Below are 16078 nucleotides of genomic sequence, written 5' to 3'. Positions count from 1 at the left end.
CAAGGTGCTTTCAGCGGCCGACGACGCTGGTATGCTGCCCGCCTCCCACAAGAGCCTAGACAATGTCCGCAGATCGCATCGGAGAACGCCTGCGCCGCTTCCGGCGTGCAGCGAAAAAGACCCTTAATCAGGTAGCCGCCGAGTCCGGCCTCACGGCCAGTTTCCTGTCCCAGGCCGAACGCAACCTGACCGGTGTCTCGCTGTCGTCCCTGGCCAGCATCGCCAAGGCCCTGGACGTCCCGCTCAATGCGCTCTTCGACTCGCCGCAGCAGATTCCGCCGGACTCCCACCAGGGCGAGCGCGTGCGCTACACCATCGAAGGCCAGCCGCTGAGCTACGAGCGCCTGTCCAGCAGCTTCCCCGGTAACCAGCTGAATGCAGTGAAAGTCACCGTTCCGGTGGGCTACGAATCGGAACTGATCACCCATGACGGTGCCGAGTTCGCCTATGTCCTCAGCGGACGCATCGCCTACGACATCGACGGCCACACCTATCCGCTGGGCCCCGGCGACTCCGTGCACTTCGACTCTGGCAAACGCCACTGCCTGCGCAACACCGGCGACAGCATCGCGGAAATGCTGACAGTCACCACGCTCCCGCTTTTCGGCGACCATCCCGCAACCTGAATCACAGACTGGTAGATTTTTCAGTCCCACTGAATTTTGAGTTGATCTTAATTTCAGCCTGACTTAACTTCGGCGGCGGCATGGCCGGGCACAGCCCGGCCATGCGTGGACGGGCTCTATCCGATCCCGCCCGACCAGGCCGGCTAAAAACCTCATCGGTCCGCCGGCCTCCTCAGAAGAACAAGAACGAGGTCAGGCAATGCGCAAGATGCGACGTAATTCCCTGCACGCACTCGCCTTCGGCGGGCTGCTGCTCGCCGGCTCCACAGCCCAGGCCGCCTCCAGCCTGGTGTACTGCTCCGAAGGCAGCCCCGCGGGTTTCGACCCCAGCCAATACACCGCCGGCACCGATTACGACGCCACCTCGGAAACCCTGTTCAATCGCCTGGTGCAGTTCCAGCGTGGCGGCACCGAAGCCCAGCCCGCACTCGCCGAGCACTGGGAAACTTCCGCCGACGGCAAGACCTGGACCTTTCACCTGCGTGCAGGCGTGAAGTTCCACACCACCGACTACTTCAAGCCCACCCGCGAATTCAACGCCGACGACGTGCTGTTCACCTTCAACCGCATGCTCGACAAGGACCAACCCTTCCGCAAGGCGTATCCCTCCGAGTTCCCCTACTTCACCGACATGGGCCTGGACCGCAACATCGCCAAGGTGAGCAAGGTCGACGAGCACACCGTGACCTTCACCCTCAACGAAGTGGACGCGGCCTTCGTGCAGAACCTGGCGATGAACTTCGCCGTCATCCAGTCCGCCGAGTACGCCGACCAGTTGCTCAAGCAGGGCAATCCCGCGCAGATCAACCAGAAGCCCATCGGCACCGGACCGTTCGTGTTCAGCCGGTACCAGAAGGACGCGATGATCCGCTTCAAGGGCAACAAGGACTACTGGAAACCCGATGACGTGAAGGTCGACAACCTGGTCTTCGCCATCAATACCGACGCCTCGGTGCGCATGCAGAAGCTCAAGGCCGGCGAATGCCAGATCACCCTGAACCCGCGCCCGGCCGACCTGGAAGCACTGAAGAAAGACCCGGACCTGAACATGCCGTCGCAGCCGGGCTTCAACCTCGGCTTCCTGGCCTACAACGTCACCCACGCGCCGCTGGACAAGGTGGATGTGCGCCGCGCGCTGGACATGGCGGTGAACAAGCCGGCGATCATCGACGCGATCTACCAGGGCTCCGGCCAGTTGGCGGTGAACGCCATGCCGCCAACCCAGTGGTCGTACGACACGTCGATCAAGGGGCAGGCCTACGATCCCGAGCAGGCCAAGGCGCTGCTGAAGAAGGCAGGCATCCCGGACGGTACCGAGATCACCCTCTGGGCCATGCCCGTGCAGCGCCCCTACAACCCCAACGCCAAGCTGATGGCCGAGATGATCCAGGCCGACTGGGCCAAGGTCGGCATCAAGGCGAAGATCGTTACCTACGAATGGGGTGAATACATCAAGCGCGCCCATGCCGGCGAACACGACGCGATGCTCTTCGGCTGGACCGGTGACAACGGTGACCCGGACACCTGGCTCGGCACCCTCTATGGCTGCGACTCGGTGAGCGGCAACAACGTCTCCAAATGGTGTGACGCGGACTACGACAAGCTGGTGCGACAGGCCAAGGCCACGACGGACCACGACCAACGCGTCAGTCTCTACCAGCAGGCCCAGCGGCTGCTGGCGCAACAGGTCCCGATCAGCCCCATCGCCCACTCCACCGTCTACCAGCCCATGCGCAAGTCGGTGCAGGGCTTCCTGATCAGCCCCTTCGGGCGCAACTCCTTCTACGGCGTGTCCAACCAACCCTGACCGCCATGAGTCACTGGCGGCCTCGGCCGTCTGAACGCCAGCCCGGCAAAGACCGGGCGGCATTTTCCGCTCTCTCCTCCGCCTGTCGGCTCCCCCATCTGCACGATGGGTGGAGGAGATGCATTCGTTGCTAGGAAGACCGATAACAACAAGGAGCAACTCATGCAGCGTTACGTACTCAGCCGATCCCTTCTGGCCTTGGCCATCGGTGTCGCCGGCCTGGGCCAGGCCTGGGCCGACGGCGAAGACCTCCCGCCAGACGAAATCCGCCGCGACACCGAAGTGGTGGTCAAGGGCCAGGCCGGCGCCAAGGGTTTCATCGAAGGCCAGCAACTCACCTTCAGCACCCGCAATTTCGCCTCCCGCGAGCAAAAGAAAGACAGCTTCCACTTCAACATCAAGAAGGACGGCTACACCGAGCCGACCCACAGCCGCTACACCTGGACCCAGGGAAGCCAGCTCAAGTACAGCTCCGGCTACACCCAGGGCACCGTGGGTGTAGGCGTGGACGCCGCCGCCTTCAATGAAATCGCCCTGGAGCGCGGGCACGGGCGCATCGCCGGCGGCGGCACCCGCACCCTGGCGGACAGCGACGGCGACGCCGTGGACCAGTGGTCGAAGATGGGGCTGGCCAACGTGAAGCTGCGCGCCTCCAATACCGAGCTGCGCGCCGGCCGCCAGCAGACCGAGAACCCGGTATTCAACATCAATGACAACCGCGCCCTGCCCTCGTCCTTCGACGGCATCAGCCTGCTCAGCGAAGAACTCGAAGGCCTGCAGGTGCAGGCCGGCAGCTTCACCCGCGGCAGCCCGCGCACCGGCTCCGGCCATCAAGGGCTCACCACCGAATACGGCTCGATGGACTTCACCGGAAGCCATTTCAGCTACCTCGGTGGTAGCTACCAGGTGCAGAAGAGCCTGAAGCTGACCGCCTACGGCGCGCACTTCGAAGACATCTGGAACCAGTATTACTTCGGCGCCTCCCACGACCTGGGCGACCCGGCCAGCCTGGCGCTGAACACCAGCCTCAACTACTACGGCACCCACGACACTGGCGAGCGCAAGGCCGGCTACATCGACAACAACGCCTACAGCCTGGCCTTCACCCTGACCCACGGCGCCCATGCCGTACTGCTTGGCTGGCAGCAGATCGATGGCAACGAATACTTCGACTACGTGCACGAGACCGCCGCCATCTACCTGGCCAACTCGCTGCTGTCCGACTACAACGGCCCCAACGAAAAATCCCTCCAGCTACGCTACTCCACCGACTGGGCGACATTCGGCGTTCCCGGCCTCACCACCATGGCGTGGTATGCGAAGGGCTGGGGGATCGACGGCACGCACTATGACGGCGACCGCAACGGTGTGACCGGCTACGACGTGCGCAACATGGACAACGAGAAGCACCATGAGCTCGGCCTTTCCACCGGCTATACGCTGCAGGATGGTCCGCTCAAGAGCAGCAGCTTCCGTCTCTCCTACATGAAGCACCTGGCCAGCCAGAACCAGGCCGACGGCAGCATCAACGAGATCCGTCTGGTCAGCAATTTCCCCTTCAACCTGCTGTAAAGGAGAACCGGCATGCCCATCTCGCGCGTTATTCCCCTGCTGCTGGCCCTGGCCAGCGGCACCGCCCTGGCGCAGAACCTGGTGGTCTGCACCGAAGCGAGCCCGGAAGGTTTCGATGTGGTCCAGTACACCGGCGCGGTCACCAACGACGCCACCTCGGAAACCATCTTCAACCGCCTGGTGGGCTTCCGGCCCGGTACCACCGAGCTCGAGCCATCTCTGGCGCAGAGCTGGGAAATCAGCCCGGATGGGCTGACCTACACCTTCCACCTGCGCCCGGACGTGAAATTCCATAGCACCGACTACTTCAAGCCCACCCGCGCCTTCAACGCCGACGACGTGCTCTGGACCTTCCAGCGCGCGCTGGACCCGAAGCATCCCTGGCACGAATCGGCCAATCGCGGTTACGCCTACTTCGACGCCATGGGCATGCGCGAGCTGATCAAGTCGGTGGACAAGGTCGACGAACACACCGTGCGCTTCACCCTCAACCACCCCGAAGCGCCGTTCCTCGCCGACATGGCCATGGGCTTCGCCTCGATCTATTCCGCGGAATACGGCGACCAATTGCTGGCAGCCGGCAAGCAGGGCCAGATCAACAACCTGCCCATCGGCACCGGTCCTTTCGTCTTCAACCGCTACGCCAAGGACGCCCAGGTGCGCTACCGCGCCAACCCCGACTATTTCGGCGGCAAGCCGGCAATCGACAACCTGGTGTTCGCCATCACCCTCGACCCGAACGTGCGCATGCAGAAGGTGCGGCGCAACGAATGCCAGATCGCCCTGTGTCCCAAGCCCTCGGACGCACCCGCCCTGCAGCAGGACAAGAACCTTGCGGTGGACAGCATCGATGCGCTGATGACCACCTACGTGGCCATCAACACCCAACACAAGCCGCTGGACGACGTGCGCGTGCGCCAGGCGATCAACCTCGCCATCGACAAGAAGGCCCTGATCGACGCCGTGTTCGGCGCCAACGCCGCGAGCCCGGCGATCAATCCGTATCCATCGACGCTGCTCGGCTACAACAAGGACCTGCAGGACTGGCCCCATGACCCGGAACGGGCCAAGGCGTTACTGAAGGAAGCCGGTGCGGAGAACCTCAAGCTGACGCTCTTCATCCGCAACGGCAGCTCGCCGACCATCCCCAATCCAGCGCTGGCGGCACAGATGATGCAGGCCGATCTGGCCAAAGCCGGCATCGACCTGCAGATCCGCTCCCTGGAGTGGGGCGAGCTGCTCAAGCGCTCCAAGGCCGGCGAACACGACCTGTCGTTGCTGGGCTGGGCCGGCGACAACGGCGACCCGGACAACTTCGTCAGCCCGAACCTGAGCTGCGCCGCCGCGAAATCCGGCGAAAACCAGGCGTTCTGGTGCAATCAGGAGTTCGAAGCGCTGATACAGGAAGGCCGTCAGACGAATGACCCCACAAAACGGGCGGAACTTTATAGAAAGGCGACATCCATATTCCACGAGCAATCCCCGTGGATTCCCCTGGCGCATCCTAAACTGTTCAATGTGCGCCGCAGCAATATCTCGGGTTACACCATCAACCCGATGACCAATAACAACTTCGCCGCTGTTCGAATCCAATAGCCGGCAAAGTGATAAGAAACCGGCGCCCGTCATCACCCCCGACGGGTAGCTGCTCGGTGAGGAGCCCCCAAACACCATGCTCAGTTTCATCGCACGCCGATTCGGTCTGCTGATCCCGACCTTCTTCGGCGTCACCCTGCTTACCTTCGCGCTGATCCGCCTGATTCCGGGCGACCCCGTGGAAGTGATGATGGGTGAACGCCGCGTCGATCCGCAGATGCATGCCGAGGCCATGCACCGCCTGGGGCTCGACAAGCCCCTCTACCAGCAGTACCTCGACTACATCGGCAACCTCGCCCAGGGCAACCTCGGCGAATCGCTGACCACCCGCGACAGCGTCTGGCACGAATTCCTCACCCTGTTCCCCGCCACCCTCGAACTGTCACTGGCGGCCCTGCTGTTCGCCGGCGTCTTCGGCCTGCTCGCCGGGGTGATCGCGGCGCTCAAGCGCGGCTCGCTGTTCGACCACGGAGTGATGACCATTTCCCTGGCCGGCTACTCGATGCCGATCTTCTGGTGGGGCCTGATCCTCATCATGCTGTTCTCCGTGAGCCTGGGCTGGACGCCGGTCTCCGGGCGCTTGGACCTGCTCTACGACATCGAGCCGAAGACCGGCTTCATGCTCATCGACACCCTGCTGTCCGATGAGGAAGGCGCCTTCATGGACGCCGTGCGCCACTTGATCCTGCCCGCCATCGTGCTGGGCACCATCCCGTTGGCGGTGATCGCCCGGATGACCCGTTCCTCAATGCTCGAAGTGCTGCGCGAGGACTACGTGCGCACTGCCCGGGCCAAGGGCCTCTCGCCGGCCCGCGTGGTGTTCGTACACGCCCTGCGCAACGCCATGATCCCGGTGCTCACCGTGTTCGGCCTGCAGGTCGGCACGCTGCTGGCCGGCGCGGTCCTGACCGAAACCATCTTCTCCTGGCCCGGCATCGGCAAATGGCTGATCGACGCCATCGGCCGCCGCGACTACCCGGTGGTGCAGAACGGCATCCTGCTGGTGGCGACCCTGGTGATCCTGGTGAACTTCATCGTGGACATCCTCTACGGCCTCGCCAACCCGCGCATCCGTCACCAGCGCTAAGGAGTCGACGACATGAGCAACGTTTCCCCAGCTCCCGCCAGCGACCCGAGCCTGGTCTACCCGTCACCGTTGAAAGAATTCTGGCACGCCTTCTCGCGCAACAAGGGCGCGGTCGGTGGCCTGCTGTTCATGCTGGTCATCGTGTTCTGCGCACTGTTCGCGCCCTGGGTCGCGCCGCACGATCCGAGCGAGCAGTTCCGCGACTTCCTGCTCACCCCGCCAGTCTGGCTCGAAGGTGGCCAGTGGCAGTTCCTGCTGGGCACCGACGAGCTGGGCCGCGACCTGCTCTCGCGCCTGATGCATGGCGCGCGGCTGTCGCTGATGATCGGCCTGACCTCGGTGCTGATCTCGATGATCCCCGGCATCTTCCTCGGCCTGCTCGCCGGCTTCTCGCCGACGCGCCTGGGCCCGGTGATCATGCGCCTGATGGACATCATGCTGGCCCTGCCCTCGCTGCTGCTGGCGGTGGCCATCGTCGCCATCCTCGGCCCAGGCCTGATCAACACCGTGATCGCCATCGCCATCGTCTCGCTGCCGGCCTACGTGCGCCTGACCCGCGCCGCCGTGATGGGCGAACTGAACCGTGACTACGTCACCGCCTCGCGCCTGGCCGGCGCCGGCACCCTGCGCCTGATGTTCGTCACCGTGCTGCCCAACTGCATGGCGCCGCTGATCGTGCAGGGCACGCTGAGCTTCTCCTCGGCCATCCTCGACGCCGCCGCCCTGGGCTTCCTCGGCCTCGGCGTGCAACCGCCAACCCCTGAGTGGGGCACCATGCTGGCCTCCGCGCGCGACTACATCGAGCGCGCCTGGTGGGTCGTCTCGCTACCCGGCCTGACCATCCTGCTCAGCGTCCTGGCGATCAACCTGATGGGCGACGGCCTGCGCGACGCGCTGGATCCGAAGCTGAAGAACGCGGCGTGAGGACAGTGACCATGCACAGCCTCAAGATCGCCAACGACAACAAGAAAAGCCTGATGGAGACCGCCGTATGAGCCTCCTCGACCTGCGCAATCTCTCGGTCCGCTTCGGCGACCGCAATGCCATCCCGGTGGTGGATGGCCTCGACCTCTCGGTGGACAAGGGCGAAGTCCTGGCCATCGTCGGCGAATCCGGCTCCGGCAAGTCAGTGACCATGATGGCCCTGATGGGCTTGATCGACGCCCCCGGCATCATCACCGCCGACACCATGCAGTTCGATGGCACCGACATGCTGCGCCTGAAGGGCCGTGAGCGTCGGCGCATCGTCGGCAAGGACATCGCCATGGTCTTCCAGGACCCGATGACCGCCCTCAACCCCAGCTTCACCGTCGGCTACCAGATCGAGGAAGTGCTCAAGCTGCACCTCGGCCTGCGCGGCAAGGCCCTGCGCCAGCGCGCCCTGGAACTGCTCGAACGGGTGGAAATCCCTGGCGCCGCCCAGCGCCTGGACGCCTACCCGCACCAGCTCTCCGGCGGCATGAGCCAACGCGTCGCCATCGCCATGGCGATTGCCGGCGAGCCCAAGCTGCTGATCGCCGACGAACCCACCACCGCGCTGGACGTGACCATCCAGGCGCAGATCATGGAGCTGCTGCTGAACCTGCAGCGCGACCAGGGCATGGCGCTGATCCTGATCACCCACGACCTCGCCGTGGTCGCCGAGACCGCCCAGCGCGTCTGCGTGATGTACGCGGGCCAGGCGGTGGAAATCGGCCAGGTGCCGGCGCTGTTCGACCTGCCGACCCATCCGTATACCGAAGCGCTGCTCAAGGCGATCCCCGAGCACAGCGCCGGCGAGGAACGCCTGGCCACCCTGCCCGGCATCGTGCCCGGCAAGTACGACCGGCCGCAGGGCTGCCTGCTGTCGCCGCGCTGCCCTTACGTGCGGGACAACTGCCGCACGGTGCGTCCGGCCCTGGAACCCCATGAGCGCGGCGCCGTGCGCTGCTTCTACCCGCTCAACCTGAACACCGAGGTGGCCCGATGAACGCCGTTCTGACCGCCCGCGACCTGACCCGTCACTATGAAATTTCCCAGGGCCTGTTCAAGCCGCACGCCCTGGTCCGCGCACTGAACGGCGTGTCCTTCGAGCTGCAGGCCGGCAAGACCCTCGCCGTGGTCGGCGAATCCGGCTGCGGCAAGTCCACCCTCGCCCGCGCCCTGACCCTGATCGAAGAACCCACCTCCGGCTCGCTGCAGATTGCCGGCCAGGAGGTGAAAGGCGCCAACCACGAGCAGCGCAAGCAGTTGCGCCGCGACGTGCAGATGGTCTTCCAGAACCCCTACGCCTCGCTCAACCCGCGGCAGAAGATCGGTGACCAGTTGGCCGAACCGCTGCTGATCAACACCAGCCTGTCCCGTGCGGAACGCCGCGAGCGGGTGCAGACGATGATGAAGCAGGTCGGCCTGCGCCCCGAGCACTACCAGCGCTATCCGCACATGTTCTCCGGCGGCCAGCGCCAGCGCATTGCCCTGGCCCGCGCCATGATGCTGCGACCCAAGGTGCTGGTGGCGGACGAGCCGACCTCGGCGCTGGACGTGTCGATCCAGGCCCAGGTGCTCAACCTGTTCATGGATTTGCAGGAAGAGTTCGGCACTGCCTATGTGTTCATCTCCCACAACCTCGCCGTGGTCCGCCACGTAGCCGACGACGTGCTGGTGATGTACCTCGGCCGCCCAGCGGAAATGGGCCCGGCGGACAAGCTCTACGCGCGCCCGCTGCACCCCTACACCCAGGCCCTGCTCTCGGCGACGCCGGCAATCCACCCCGATCCGACCAAGCCGAAGATCAAGATCCAGGGCGAACTGCCCAACCCGCTCAACCCGCCCAGCGGCTGCGCCTTCCACAAGCGCTGCCCTTACGCGACCGAGCGCTGCAAGACCGAGGTGCCGGAACTGCGTTTGCTGGATGAACGCCAGGTCGCCTGTCACCACGCCGAGCAGTTCCTGAACTGATGCGAAAAGGGCCGGTCATAGGCCGGCCCCTCTTTCGGTAACAGTCGCGCATTACGACAGTATCGGAACAGTCCTACCCCCTGTTCCCGATAGTCCCGCTAGGGTTGCGTCCCGCCACTGTCCTGCACCGCAGTGGCCGTTATCCACAGGGCCACGATCTTCATGCTGCTGTTTTTCCTCCTGCTCATCCTCGCTACCGCCATCATCGCCAATGTGCAGCTCCACAAATGGAAGCGGCAACGGCGGATGGATGTCCGCGCAGCGGTGAAATCGCGGAAGAAGCCCACGCCGCAGAAGAACACCAGTGAAGAAGTCGACCTCGACGAGATCGACTGGGACGGACTTGCCTCGGATGAGCTGGATGTCGCTCCGCCGCCGCCAACTCCGGTAGCACGCCCCAGACCGGCACCAGTGAAGGCCGAGCCGCCGGCTCCGCCATCTCCCACGAAACCGACAGCGGCGCCCGGGGGAGACTTCCTGCCACTGGAGCGTGCGCTGCAGGAACGGATGTCGACAACGCAGCGCAGCGAAGCCCTGGCGCATCTGCTCAAGGCCAACCTCCACGTCCCCGCACCGGATGCCGGCGAGCAGCACGTTGTGCTGGACATGGACGACGGCAGCTACGTGCCGGTCGCCACCCACCCAGCCGCGGCCGTCATCGCCCTCGGGCATCTCGCCGAGAACCTACAGCCACGCCAGGGCGCGCAGTTGCTGCGCGAGTTGCGCGGCAAGGAATTGGGGCTGCTGGTGGTCGCACGTAATCCGCAGAAGCCGTCCATGGCACGGCTGTGGAAAATCCTCCCAGAAGACCTGTAGGAGCCGTTTGCGCTGTTCTCCAACTTGCTCACCACCGCACCGAAACTGTCCCTACAGATCGCGGATCAGCGCGAGGCGCACGCCGAAGCCCAGCAGGATGCCGCCGAAGCCCCACTGCTGCACCCGCTGCATCGTCCTGTGGCGCGCCAGCCAGCGCCCCATGCGTTCGCCGCTGAGCGCATAGAAACTGTCGAAACCCAACCCGACCACCACCAGTACAGCGCCCAGCAACGCGAACTGCATGAGCAGAGGTCCGTTCTGCGGATGAATGAACTGCGGCAACAGCACCGAACAGAACAGCAGCGCCTTGGGGTTGAGCAGATTGGTCAGCAGGCCGCGACGAAAGGCACGGCGGTAGCTCACTGTGGATAACCCAGCGGTCCCTTCCGCCACCGGCACACCCACCGGCGCACGGAGCAATTGCAGGCCGATCCACGCCAGGTAAAGGCCCCCGCCGATGCGCACCACATCGAAGGTCCAGGGCGCGGTGCGGAACAGCAGCGCCAGCCCGGTCGCCGCCAGCGCCACATGGCAGGCGCGCGCCAGGCCCAGGCCGAGCGCGGTTGCCAATGCTGCGCGGTATCCATCGCGAGCGCCGGTATGCAGCAGGAGAATCATGTCCGGCCCGGGCAGCAGGTAGACCATCGCCAGGGCCAGCAGGAAGACACCGATATCCACAAGAGCCACTCCTAAGAATTCATTGTGGATAAGGATTCTATGCCTGAAGGTCGACGCAGGTGCTTGCGTATTCGACCAGCATGGAGCACATGATTGGCATATCCTGCCAACCTAATTTAGCTGAGTAGCCAATCATGCCAACCCCAAAGCTGGACGCGTACGACCACCGCATCCTCGCTGCCTTGCAGCGCGATGGACGCCTGACCAACGTGCAGCTCGCCGAGGAAATAGGCCTCTCCCCCTCTCCCTGCCTGCGCCGGGTGCGCCTACTGGAAGAGGCCGGGATGATCCGTGGCTACCACGCCGAACTGGGCCGCGACGAGGTCGGTTTGGGGCTGACCGTGTTCGTCGGCGTCAAAGTCGAACGCCACAGCGACTCCAGCGCTGCCGCCTTCCGCCAGGCGGTGATCGACCTGCCGGAAGTCATCTCGGTGCACCTGGTCAGCGGCGAATCGGACTTCCTCCTGCAAGTCGTCCTGCCCGACCTGCGCGCCTACGAGCAGTTCCTCACCGGCACCCTGCTCAAGCTGCCGGGCGTCAGCGACATCCGCAGCAACTTCGCCATCCAGACGGTGAAGGAGTCGGCACCGCTGCCGCTGCGGCACCTGCCAAAATAGCGAGGATTGCGCGCGGGCGGCCGCGCGCCTATCATTCGCCACCTTCCATCCACCGACAGCAAAGGAGAGACATCATGCAAGCACTGATCACCCTTTGCAGGTCGCGTCTGGCGTAATCGCTTCCCCGCCGCCCCGTTGGCGGCATCGCATTGCCCGGCTCCGGCCTGCCCCCATCCTCTTTTTTCGTTTCATTCCTCATGGGATTGGACAATGGGCAATTGCATCAAAAATCTGTCCGACGGCATCACCCTGATAGCCGCGGACGACACCTGGATCGAAGGCAAAGCGATCCAGCAACTGGAAACCACCGCCCGCCTGCCGGGCATGCAGCAGGTCGCCGGCATGCCGGACCTGCACCCAGGACGTGGCTATCCGATCGGCGCCGCGTTCTTCTCCACCGGCCGCCTGTATCCGGCACTGGTAGGCAACGACATCGGCTGCGGCATGGCGCTGTGGCGCACCGATATCGCCAGCGCCAAGCTCAACCTGGACAAGCTGGAAAAGCGCCTGGGCAACCTCGACGGCCCGCTGGACGAAGACTGGAGCGAGCGCATCGCCAGTTTCGGTCTGCCACCGTGCGGCCACGAGCATTCGCTGGGCACCATCGGCGGCGGCAACCACTTCGCGGAACTGCAGCAACTCGACCAGGTGTATGACGCCGAAGCCGTGGAAGCGCTCGCACTCGACCGTCGTCACCTGCTCCTGCTGGTGCACAGCGGCTCGCGCGGGCTGGGCGAAGCAATCCTGCGCGAGCAGGTGGATCGCTTCAGCCACCAGGGCCTCGAAGAAGGCAGCGAAGACTGCGCGCATTACCTGGCCCGTCATGACGGCGCCCTGCGCTTCGCCGAAGCCAACCGCCAGCTGATCGCCCTGCGCATGCTCGACCGCCTGCGCGCCGACGGTTCGCAGGTGCTGGACGTGAACCACAACCTGGTTAGCCCGGCGCAGGTCGAAGGCATCGACGGCTGGCTGCACCGCAAGGGCGCGACGCCGGCGGACCGCGGGGTGATGGTCATCCCCGGCTCGCGCGGCGACTACAGCTACCTGGTGGAGCCGGTCGCCGACCCGCGCAGCCTCTTCTCCCTCGCCCACGGCGCGGGGCGCAAGTGGATGCGCAGCGAGTGCAAGGACCGTCTCTCGACGCGCTACCGCGTCGAACAACTGGCCCGCACCGCACTGGGCAGCCGGGTGATCTGCGGTGATCGCGGGCTGATCTACGAGGAGGCGCCGGAAGCCTACAAGGCCATCGACTCGGTGGTCGGCGCGCTGCGCGAAGCGGGACTGCTGCGGGTACTGGCGCGGCTGAAGCCGGTGCTGACCTACAAGACCCGCGGGGAGTGCTGCTGATGATTCTGCTGCAACTTTCCGCGGCCCAGGGGCCGGATGAATGCGCCTTGGCCGTGGCCAAGGCGCTGCAACGCCTGCTGCGCGAGGCTGAAACCCTCGGGGCCGAGGTTCGCGTGATCGAGGAAGAAGCCGGACCGCGCCGGGGCACCCTGCTCTCGGTGCTGCTGGCGCTGGAGGGCGACTCGGCGGTCGTGCTGGCCGAGAGCTGGAGTGGCACCCTGCAATGGGTCTGCGCCAGCCCTTACCGGCCCAACCACGGGCGCAAGAACTGGTACTTCGGCGGCGCGCAGTTCAGCGCGCCACCGGCCAGCCTCGAAGGCGAAGTACGCTTCGAGACGCTGCGCTCCTCCGGTCCCGGCGGCCAGCACGTCAACACCACTGACTCCGCCGTGCGCGCCACCCACGTCGCCTCCGGCCTTAGCGTCAAGGTCCAGAGCGAGCGCAGCCAGCACGCCAACAAACGCCTGGCGCTGCTGCTGATCGCCCGCAAGCTGGAGGAACGCGCGGAGCAGGCAGACAGCGAGCTGCGTGCCGAGCGCCGACTGGTGCATCACCAGTTGGAGCGTGGCAATCCACGGCGAGTGTTTCGTGGTGAACGCTTCGAAGGCTGAGTTTAGCCGGAGAAGAACCTCAGGAATGCGCGCAGGTCCGCCTGCGCCTGTTCCACGTCAGCCTCGACAAAACTCACCTCGCTATGCGCCGGGCATTGCCCCAGGCGCCCGATGTCCAGCGGGTGCAGCATACCCAGCAACGGGTAGCCGCCCATGGTCTGCCGGTCGGCCAGCAGGATGATCGGCTGGCCATCCGGCGGCACCTGGATGGCGCCTTCCACGACTCCCAACGACCATTGCCGACGAGGTGCGCCCAGCGCCTCGCCGCGCAGTCGCACGCCCATGCGATCGGATTGCGGACTGATCTGCCAGGGCTGGGTGAAGAAAGCCCGGCGCTGTTCGGCGGTGAAGGCGTCCGGACCTGGCAAGACGCGCAGGACAGCGGGTTCCCGGTAGTCCGGCCGATAGGGCCAGGGTACCTCGGTGCCACGGGAGAAATGCTCGCCCGCAGCGGCGCATTCCAGCACATCCCCCACGGCCAGGGGCTCACCATTACCGGTAAGACCCCCGAGCTTCTCCCGCACCTGGGTCGAAACGCTGCCCAGCACCGGCACCCCACGAAACCCGTCGACGGCAGCGAGATAGGCGCGCTGCCCGGCACGGGCGAAGCCCAGTTTCAGGCGCTGCCCGGCACGGACGTGAAAGCGCGACCAGGCCGGAAGCGGTTCGCCATCGAGCTGCGCGGGCAGCTCGGCACCGGTCAGCGCGAGCCAGGTATCGTCCTGCACCTCCAGCTCCAAGCCGCCCAGCGCAATCTCCAACACTGCTGTGCCATAAAGATTGCCGAGCAGGCGATTGGCCCAGGCCGCGGCGTGTTTATCCACAGGTCCGCCAGGAGAAACGCCGAGCCGTTGCCAGCCCTGGCGACCGGCATCCTGCAGCAGGCACAGCGGGCCACAGGCGATGATCGTCAGGCTCATGCTTCACCACCGGTGGCGCGAAAAGCGGCTTCGTCGATGGGCACGAAGCGCACCCGATCGCCCACGGCCAGCGGACAAGGCGGCTCCCGATGCGCATCGAACAAGCGCTGGGCGGTACGCCCCAGCAGATGCCAACCACCGGGCGAGGCCTGTGGGTAAACCGCCGTCTGCCGTTCGGCGATCGCCAGGCTGCCAGCGGGCACGCGGGTGCGCGGCGTAGCGCGGCGCGGCAGAGCGAGGCGTTCATCGAGCTCGCCGAGGTAGGCGAAGCCCGGGGCGAAACCGATGGCGCCGACGCGGTAGTCGCGACTGGCGTGCAGATCGATCACCTGCGCAGCGGTGAGGCCACAGAGACGAGCGACCTCAGCGAGGTCTTCGCCGGCATACCAGACGCCGATCTCGTGCAGGCGTCCGGCGTGAAGTTCGCCGCACTCTGCAGGCCAGTTGGCCAGCGCGGCCTGCACCCGGCGTTGCAGTTGCGCCGGGTCGATGCGCAGCAGGTCATAGTGCAGCAAGAGCGTGGTCCAGCCCGGCACGCAATCGGTCAGCGCCGCGCCCAGTTCACTCTGCAGGCGCTCGGCCAGGCGTGCGATGCGCAAGGGCAGCGCAGCGTCGGCCTGCTCGGCGAGGGTAATCAGCAGCGCCGTGGCGCCGAAGGGCTCGAGGCGAATCATGCCTGGTCCAGCAGGCCACGCAGGCGCCGCAGCACCGCCAGGGATTCCGGATTGTCGCCATGCACGCAGAGGCTGTCGGCGCGTAGCCGCAGCGGGTTGCCGTCGATGTCCGGGAAAGGCTCGCCACGGGCGATGGCCAGGGCCTGGTCGAGAATGCGTTGCGGCTCGTGGTGCACGGCGTTGCACAGCCGGCGCGGGGCGAGCTGGCCGTCGGGCAGGTAGGCGCGGTCGGCGAAGGCTTCGAACATCAGCGGCACGTCGGCGGCATCGGCCAGTTGCAGCTCGCGGCTGTTGTCGGCCAGGGCCAGTACCATCAGCGGCAGGCGCTTGCGGTAGGCGGCGCAGGCATCGAGCACCGCCGACAGCAGCGCATCGTCGCGCACCAGATCGTTGTACAGCGCGCCGTGGGGCTTCACATAAGCCACCTGGGTGCCGGCGGCGCGGCAGAAGGCATCCAGCGCGCCGATCTGGTAGAGCACCAGGGCGTGGACTTCCTCGGGCGAGCAGCTCATGTGGCGGCGGCCGAAACCGGCGAGGTCCGGGTAGGCCGGGTGCGCCCCGATACTGACGCCCTGCTCCACCGCCAGGCGCACGGTCCGCTGCATGGTCAGCGGGTCACCCGCGTGGTAGCCGCAGGCGAGGTTGGCCTGGTCGACCAGCGGCATGGCGTGGACGTCGTCGCCCATGCGCCAGGCGCCGAAGCTTTCGCCCATGTCGCAGTTGAGCAGGATTCGCGGGGTGGGCTCGGTCATCGATGTCGCCGTCCTTCCATATTTCCTACAGGTTAAAG

At 65.6% G+C, this 16078-nt stretch carries 16 protein-coding genes; 12 read left to right on the top strand and 4 right to left on the bottom strand.

Annotation, left to right across the window (positions count from 1 at the left end):
- The first annotated feature begins 62 nt into the window (after positions 1-62).
- The 9 genes from JVX91_RS10615 to JVX91_RS10575 all read left to right on the top strand — a co-directional run bounded on the left by JVX91_RS10615 (position 63) and on the right by JVX91_RS10575 (position 10441).
- Positions 63-626, top strand: a complete 564-nt coding sequence (locus JVX91_RS10615; protein WP_205339185.1) for an XRE family transcriptional regulator — start codon at positions 63-65, stop codon at positions 624-626.
- A gap of 208 nt (positions 627-834) precedes the next feature.
- Positions 835-2433: an ABC transporter substrate-binding protein gene (locus JVX91_RS10610; protein ID WP_205339980.1), complete on the top strand. Its 1599-nt coding sequence runs from the start codon at positions 835-837 to the stop codon at positions 2431-2433.
- 162 nt (positions 2434-2595) lie between these two features.
- Positions 2596-4005, top strand: coding sequence for an OprD family porin (locus JVX91_RS10605; RefSeq protein WP_205339184.1), 1410 nt, complete (start codon positions 2596-2598; stop codon positions 4003-4005).
- 12 nt (positions 4006-4017) lie between these two features.
- The gene (locus tag JVX91_RS10600) at positions 4018-5601 is read left to right on the top strand and encodes an ABC transporter substrate-binding protein (protein ID WP_205339183.1); all 1584 of its coding nucleotides are present in this window, start codon (positions 4018-4020) and stop codon (positions 5599-5601) included.
- Between the two features lie 76 nt (positions 5602-5677).
- Positions 5678-6688 carry an ABC transporter permease subunit gene (locus JVX91_RS10595; RefSeq protein ID WP_054906646.1) on the top strand — a complete coding sequence of 337 codons (1011 nt, stop codon included), beginning with the start codon at positions 5678-5680 and terminating at the stop codon, positions 6686-6688.
- Between the two features lie 12 nt (positions 6689-6700).
- On the top strand, positions 6701-7612 hold the full coding sequence (locus tag JVX91_RS10590; RefSeq protein ID WP_205339182.1) for an ABC transporter permease subunit: 912 nt from the start codon (positions 6701-6703) through the stop codon (positions 7610-7612).
- Between the two features lie 67 nt (positions 7613-7679).
- Positions 7680-8657: an ABC transporter ATP-binding protein gene (locus JVX91_RS10585; RefSeq protein WP_205339181.1), complete on the top strand. Its 978-nt coding sequence runs from the start codon at positions 7680-7682 to the stop codon at positions 8655-8657.
- On the top strand, positions 8654-9625 hold the full coding sequence (locus JVX91_RS10580) for a peptide ABC transporter ATP-binding protein (RefSeq protein ID WP_205339180.1): 972 nt from the start codon (positions 8654-8656) through the stop codon (positions 9623-9625). Before JVX91_RS10585 ends, JVX91_RS10580 begins: the two co-directional genes overlap by 4 nt.
- A 162-nt stretch (positions 9626-9787) precedes the next feature.
- A complete protein-coding gene (locus JVX91_RS10575) occupies positions 9788-10441 on the top strand; it encodes a hypothetical protein (RefSeq protein WP_205339179.1) in 654 nt (217 codons plus the stop codon).
- Between the two features lie 51 nt (positions 10442-10492).
- On the opposite strand, the gene JVX91_RS10570 is transcribed toward JVX91_RS10575, so the two are convergent.
- A complete protein-coding gene (locus JVX91_RS10570) occupies positions 10493-11119 on the bottom strand; it encodes a LysE family translocator (protein ID WP_205339178.1) in 627 nt (208 codons plus the stop codon).
- Positions 11120-11253: 134 nt separating this feature from the next.
- Between JVX91_RS10570 and JVX91_RS10565 the strand changes: the two genes are divergently transcribed.
- The 3 genes from JVX91_RS10565 to prfH all read left to right on the top strand — a co-directional run bounded on the left by JVX91_RS10565 (position 11254) and on the right by prfH (position 13694).
- Positions 11254-11736 carry an Lrp/AsnC family transcriptional regulator gene (locus JVX91_RS10565; RefSeq protein WP_205339177.1) on the top strand — a complete coding sequence of 161 codons (483 nt, stop codon included), beginning with the start codon at positions 11254-11256 and terminating at the stop codon, positions 11734-11736.
- Between the two features lie 210 nt (positions 11737-11946).
- Positions 11947-13083, top strand: a complete 1137-nt coding sequence (locus JVX91_RS10560; RefSeq protein ID WP_205339176.1) for an RNA ligase RtcB family protein — start codon at positions 11947-11949, stop codon at positions 13081-13083.
- Positions 13083-13694, top strand: a complete 612-nt coding sequence (gene prfH, locus JVX91_RS10555; protein ID WP_205339175.1) for a peptide chain release factor H — start codon at positions 13083-13085, stop codon at positions 13692-13694. The genes JVX91_RS10560 and prfH overlap by 1 nt, the downstream gene beginning before the upstream one ends.
- Positions 13695-13696: 2 nt before the next feature.
- Here the strand turns inward: prfH and JVX91_RS10550 are convergent, their stop codons facing one another.
- The 3 genes from JVX91_RS10550 to JVX91_RS10540 are packed head-to-tail and all read right to left on the bottom strand — an operon-like array spanning position 13697 to position 16040.
- Positions 13697-14614 carry a biotin-dependent carboxyltransferase family protein gene (locus tag JVX91_RS10550; protein WP_205339174.1) on the bottom strand — a complete coding sequence of 306 codons (918 nt, stop codon included), beginning with the start codon at positions 14612-14614 and terminating at the stop codon, positions 13697-13699.
- Positions 14611-15288, bottom strand: a complete 678-nt coding sequence (pxpB, locus tag JVX91_RS10545) for a 5-oxoprolinase subunit PxpB (RefSeq protein ID WP_205339173.1) — start codon at positions 15286-15288, stop codon at positions 14611-14613. The genes JVX91_RS10550 and pxpB overlap by 4 nt, the downstream gene beginning before the upstream one ends.
- On the bottom strand, positions 15285-16040 hold the full coding sequence (locus tag JVX91_RS10540) for a 5-oxoprolinase subunit PxpA (protein ID WP_205339172.1): 756 nt from the start codon (positions 16038-16040) through the stop codon (positions 15285-15287). The genes pxpB and JVX91_RS10540 overlap by 4 nt, the downstream gene beginning before the upstream one ends.
- Between the last annotated feature and the right edge of the window lie 38 nt (positions 16041-16078).

It is taken from the genome of Pseudomonas sp. PDNC002, from assembly GCF_016919445.1.
Lineage (GTDB): Bacteria > Pseudomonadota > Gammaproteobacteria > Pseudomonadales > Pseudomonadaceae > Pseudomonas.
The sequence above is the reverse complement of the archived record's forward strand: the minus strand, read 5'-3'. Positions and strand labels throughout refer to the sequence as shown.